The sequence below is a fragment of the Mycobacterium sp. TH-M82 genome, from assembly GCF_057473605.1.
This window is the reverse complement of sequence record NZ_JBYCKY010000846.1, coordinates 1-4,939: the sequence shown is the minus strand read 5'-3', so window position 1 is coordinate 4,939 and position 4,939 is coordinate 1. Positions and strand designations below refer to the sequence as shown.

Annotated in this window: 7 protein-coding genes; 5 read left to right on the top strand and 2 right to left on the bottom strand. The window is 69.3% G+C overall.

Annotated features, from left to right (window positions below; genetic code table 11):
* Together AC2VON_RS24560 and AC2VON_RS24555 are read left to right on the top strand one after the other, a co-directional pair.
* Positions 1-644: TIGR03619 family F420-dependent LLM class oxidoreductase (locus AC2VON_RS24560; protein WP_486955171.1), on the top strand; the 644-nt coding region annotated here is incomplete at its 5' end.
* A 21-nt stretch (positions 645-665) separates the two neighbouring features.
* Positions 666-1,556 carry an acyl-CoA thioesterase gene (locus tag AC2VON_RS24555; RefSeq protein ID WP_486955170.1) on the top strand — a complete coding sequence of 297 codons (891 nt, stop codon included), beginning with the start codon at positions 666-668 and terminating at the stop codon, positions 1,554-1,556.
* Positions 1,557-1,571: 15 nt separating this feature from the next.
* Here AC2VON_RS24555 and AC2VON_RS24550 read toward each other — a convergent pair whose 3' ends face one another.
* Complete coding sequence (locus tag AC2VON_RS24550) at positions 1,572-2,081, bottom strand: hypothetical protein (protein WP_486955169.1); 510 nt, start codon at positions 2,079-2,081, stop codon at positions 1,572-1,574.
* Between the two features lie 46 nt (positions 2,082-2,127).
* Complete coding sequence (locus tag AC2VON_RS24545; RefSeq protein WP_486955172.1) at positions 2,128-3,243, bottom strand: alcohol dehydrogenase catalytic domain-containing protein; 1,116 nt, start codon at positions 3,241-3,243, stop codon at positions 2,128-2,130.
* A 14-nt stretch (positions 3,244-3,257) separates the two neighbouring features.
* On the opposite strand from AC2VON_RS24545, the gene AC2VON_RS24540 reads away from it, so the two are divergent.
* From AC2VON_RS24540 to AC2VON_RS24530, 3 genes are all read left to right on the top strand, one after another.
* Positions 3,258-3,746, top strand: coding sequence for an acyl-CoA thioesterase (locus AC2VON_RS24540; protein WP_486955168.1), 489 nt, complete (start codon positions 3,258-3,260; stop codon positions 3,744-3,746).
* A gap of 63 nt (positions 3,747-3,809) precedes the next feature.
* Complete coding sequence (locus tag AC2VON_RS24535; protein ID WP_486955167.1) at positions 3,810-4,262, top strand: SRPBCC family protein; 453 nt, start codon at positions 3,810-3,812, stop codon at positions 4,260-4,262.
* Positions 4,252-4,939, top strand: a 688-nt coding sequence (locus AC2VON_RS24530) for an AMP-binding protein (RefSeq protein WP_486955166.1), incomplete at its 3' end; no start/stop codon positions are given. The genes AC2VON_RS24535 and AC2VON_RS24530, both read left to right, overlap by 11 nt.

Below are 4,939 nucleotides of genomic sequence, written 5' to 3'. Positions count from 1 at the left end.
TCGTGGTGGCCAAGTCCGGTGCGACGCTGGATCTGCTCTCCGGCGGCCGGTTCACCCTCGCCGCCGGAGTCGGCTACCTCAAGGGAGAATTCGCGGCTCTCGGTGTCGATTACGACGAACGCACCGATCTCTTCGACGAAGCCCTCAAGGTCATCCGGGCGATCTGGACCACCGACGATGTCACCTTCGACGGGCGCCACTTCACCGCCCGCGGCATCACCGCGCACCCGCCGCCGGTCAGCCGACCGCCGATCTGGATCGGCGGCAACACCGCGGCCGCGCGCCGGCGAGTGACTGCGTACGGCGACGGCTGGTGCCCGTTCCCGGCGCCCCCGGGCCTCGCGCAAGCCGCCCGCACCGCCACCATCGACTCGATCGAGCGCCTCGCCGCCGGCATCGACGACCTGCGGCGCCGCTTCGACGCGGCGGGCCGGGATGCCGCGGACGTCGACGTGGTCTTCACCAACTCTGCCGGCGGCAGTCCCGCAACCGACGGCTTCAACGCCGACGCCTACCTGGCCGGCCTGGAGAAGTTGGCCACGGTCGGCGTGACCTGGGTGCAGGTGCCGTTGCCCGGCGACAGCCTGGCCCATGCGCGCGACACCATCGACCGGTTTGCGGCCCTGGTCATCGACGCGACCTGACGGGCGTGTCAAGCTCGTCGGGTGGCAGGAGAAGCTGAGCAAGCGCAGTGGTCGGTCACCGGGCTGCTGGACTTATTCGACGTGGCGGCCGATGGACCCGATCGTTTCACCGGCCAGACCGGTGTCACCGGAGACGACGGCCGGCAGGTGGTGGAAGGCACCCAGCTGTTGGGACAGGCGATTGTCGCTGCGGCCAAACGGTTTCCCGACAAGTCGGTCCGCTCGGCACACGCGGTGTTCACCCGGGTGGTGACGGTCGGTCCGGTGGTCGAACTCGACATCGACGTCGTGCACGAAGGCCGGTCCACCGCCACCGCGGTGGTGACCGCGCAGCAGAACGGCCGGCGCTGCGTCACCGTGACGGTGCTCGCCGACGTCCCCACCGCCGACGTGATCCGCCACCAGCTGCCCCGGCCCGACGTCGCGGCCCCCGCCGATGCGAACGTCTGCGCGATGGGAATGACCGGGCGCGACCTGCGGCTGGTGGACGTCGTCGACGTCAACAGCCCCGACGAGGTCGGGCCGCCGGAAATGTACGCGTGGCTGCGCTACGACACCATCGACACCATCCCGGCCCGCGACGATATAGCCAAGGCGCTGCTGGCCTACTTCACCGGGCACCTGGGGATCTCCACCACCATGCGCGCGCACCCGGGGATCGGCACCAGCCAGGCGCACGTGACGGTGTCCACCGCGCCGATGACGAGCTGCGTCAGCTTTCACGAACCGGTCTCCTGGGCTGGCTGGCTGCTCTACTCGCATGAAAGCACCCAGGCCGGCGCCGGCATGTCGTACGTGCGCGGGCAGATTCACACCGAGGAGGGCAACCTGATCGCATCGTTTACCCAGGAGGCGATCATCCGTGGGCTGCGGCGCAGTGACACCGCGATCGGCGCGCAGTCGCGGCTGTGATCCAACCGGCCGGCGCTATATCCGGGCGATGAAGCTGCTGCTGTAGAACTCCACCGGGTCCTGGGCATGTGGGCTTGGGCGGTCGATCTTGACCCACACGCCCGTCGTTCCCGGGCGGATCGCGTCCTGGAGAGTGACCGAGCCCCGGCCGGCCGCGTCGGTGTCCATACCGGCGAAAGCCGTCCCCGGGGCTCCGGGACCGCACGGCGGCGAGGCCGGCCGAGGTAGTTGGATCAGCCCGACGTCGTAGTGCAGGCCGAGTTCGCGAGTGTTCACGAACGCCACCTCGGCGATTACGGTGTTTCCGTTTCTGCGGATGACGGCCTCGCCCTGGCCGGTGGAAGTCTTGCCCCAGAAAGGGTTGAGGAGACGGCCGAAATCGCAGCTTCGCAGGGCAGACGCCAGGGGAACCCGGATTCCACCGTTGGTGTCCGGCGGAGCGGCCGCGGCGGTTCTGGCGTCGATCGGTGACAGCGCTGCGGCGGTCGCCGCCGTACCCGCCAGGAAGAGCGCCAGCTTGCTCATCCGTGCAGTTAATCACACCGTCGGCGCTGCCGGGCCGATACCGAATTCAGTGCCCGCCGAACGTGACGAGCTGGCGCACCGCTGCGCCGTCGGCGAGTTGGTCCATGGCGTCGTTGATGTCGTCCAGCGTGATGGTGGCCGATACCAGGGCCTGCACCGGCAGCCGGCCCGCCCGCCACAAGCCGACGAACCGGGGGATGTCGCGGGCCGGCACCGCGCAGCCCAGGTAGCTGCCGATCAGTGACCGGCCTTCGGCGACAAGGCTCAACGGCGACAAGCTGATCCGGGCGTCCGGTGGCGGCAACCCCACGGTGACGGTGCGACCGCCGGGGGCGGTCAACCCGATCGCGGTCTGCAGCGCGGCCGGATGCCCGGCCGCCTCGATCACCACCGGTACGCGGACGCCCGCATCGACGGCCTGCTGCGGGGTGTAGGTACGTTGGGCGCCGAGAAGGCTTGCTGCAGAAAGTTTTTCCGGAATCCGGTCGACCGCGATGACGTCGACGTGCTCGTGTGCCAGCGCGGTCAGCACCGCCGCCATGCCGACACCGCCGAGGCCGACGACGGCGACGGTCTGACCCGGTGCCGGGCGGCCCACGTTGAGCACCGCGCCGCCGCCGGTCAGCACCGCGCAGCCGAGCAGCGCCGCGACCGGTGGCGGAACGTCGTCGGGCACCGCCACCGCGCTGGCCTGACTGACCACCGCGTGGGTGGCGAAACCGGAGACCCCGAGGTGGTGATAGACCGGTCGGCCGCCTCGGCTCAGCCGAACCCCGCCGTCGAGCAGGGTGCCGGCGGCGTTGGCGGCACTGCCCGCCTGGCACGGTGCCACACCGTCGGTGGCGCAGGCCGGACAGTGGCCACACCGCGGCAGAAACGTCAGCACCACCCGTTGCCCGGGCGCCACGGTGGTGACGCCGTTGCCGGCCTGTTCCACGATCCCGGCGGCTTCGTGGCCGAGCAGCATCGGCACCGGCCGAACCCGGTCACCGTTGACCACCGACAGGTCGGAGTGGCAGACGCCGGCGGCTTCGATGCGGACCAGCAGTTCACCGTCGCCGGGTGGGGCCAGGTCGAGCTGTCCTACCGTCAGCGGCCGCGAGTCGGCGTAGGGCCGCGGCGCCCCGATCCGCTCCAGCACGGCGCCGCGGATGGTGACCATGCTGGAATACAACCATGGCTTCATCGGTTCCGCCCCCGCCGGAAGGCCTGACCAGCCGTGACTTTCCGGTGCACTGGCCGGTGGATACCCGTTGGGCCGACAACGACATGTTCGGCCACCTCAACAACGCCGTGCACTACCAGTTGTTCGACACCGCCATCAACGGCTGGATCGGCGCCAACGCCGGCGTCGACCCGGTCAGCATGCCCGAACTGGGTATCGTCGCCGAGTCGGGCTGTCGCTACTTCGCCGAACTGGGCTTCCCGCAGCGCCTGACGGTGGGGCTGGCGGTCACCCGGCTCGGGCGCACCAGCGTCACCTACCGACTCGGTTTGTTCTCAGACGGCGGCGACGAAGTGGGAGCCGAAGACGGCGAAGCCTCAGCACAGCCGATGGCCGCGTTCGGGCACTGGGTGCACGTCTACGTCGATCGCATCAACCGCCGGCCGGTGCCCATACCTGCGGGCATCCGCTCGCTACTGTCGACGGCGTGCATCGGCTAGTCGCCGGGCACACCGTCGAGGAACTCGACGATGACGCGGACGTGATCTGGATATGCTCGGGCGGTGCCGATCGTCAGCAAGACCGTCGAAGTTGCCGCCGACGCCGCCACGATCATGGCCATCGTCGCCGACTTCGAGTCCTACCCGCAGTGGAACGACGAAGTCGAAGCGCTGTGGGTGCTGGCCCGCTACGACGACGGCCGGCCCAGCCAGCTGCGGCTGGACGCGTCGGTCTCCGGTTTCCGGGGCAGCTACATCCAGGCGGTCTACTACCCCAGTGCCACCCAGATCCAGACCGTGATGCAGCAGGGTGAGCTGTTCACCAAGCAGGAGCAGCTGTTCTCGGTGGTGGAGATCGGCGCCACCTCGCTGCTGACCGTCGACATGGACGTCGAAACCCAGCTGCCGTTACCCAAGCCGATGGTCAAGAAGGCCGTCAACAACGCCCTGGACTACCTGGCCGACAACCTCAAACGGCGCGCCGAACAGCTGGCCGCGACGAAGGGTGAGCCGTGAGTTGACTGCGCACCACACCCCGGAACCCGACGCCACCGTACAGCCCTACCGTGCCCGCCGGCAGAACTGGATCAACCAGCTCGACCGGCACGCACTGATGCAGCCGGACGCGCCGGCACTGCGGTTTCGGGGCGAGACGATGACGTGGGCGCAGCTGCGCGCCCGGGTCACGGCGCTGGCCGACGCGCTGGCCTGCCGCGGTGTCGGCTTCGGCGACCGGGTGATGGTTCTGATGCTCAACCGCACCGAGTTCGTCGAGGCGGTGCTGGCCGCCAACATGCTCGGGGCGGTCGCCGTCCCGGTCAACTTCCGGTTGACACCAACCGAACTCGCGTTTCTGGTGGGAGACTGCGAACCCCGCGTCGTGGTCACCGAAGCCGTGCTGGCATCGGTGGCCACCGCCGTTCGGGAGATCGAACCATCGGTTTCCAGTGTCCCCGAGATCATCGTGGCCGGTGATCGCGGCGCGGACCTGTTGCCCGCGTGCTGGGCTTACGAGGACCTGATCAACGAGACGGGAGAACCGCATCAGCCGGTGGACATCGCAGACGACGCGCCGGCGCTGATCATGTACACCTCTGGCACCACCGGTCGCCCGAAGGGGGCGGTGCTGACCCACACCAACATCACCGGCGAGACGATGACGGCGCTCTACACCAGCGGCGCCGATATCACCG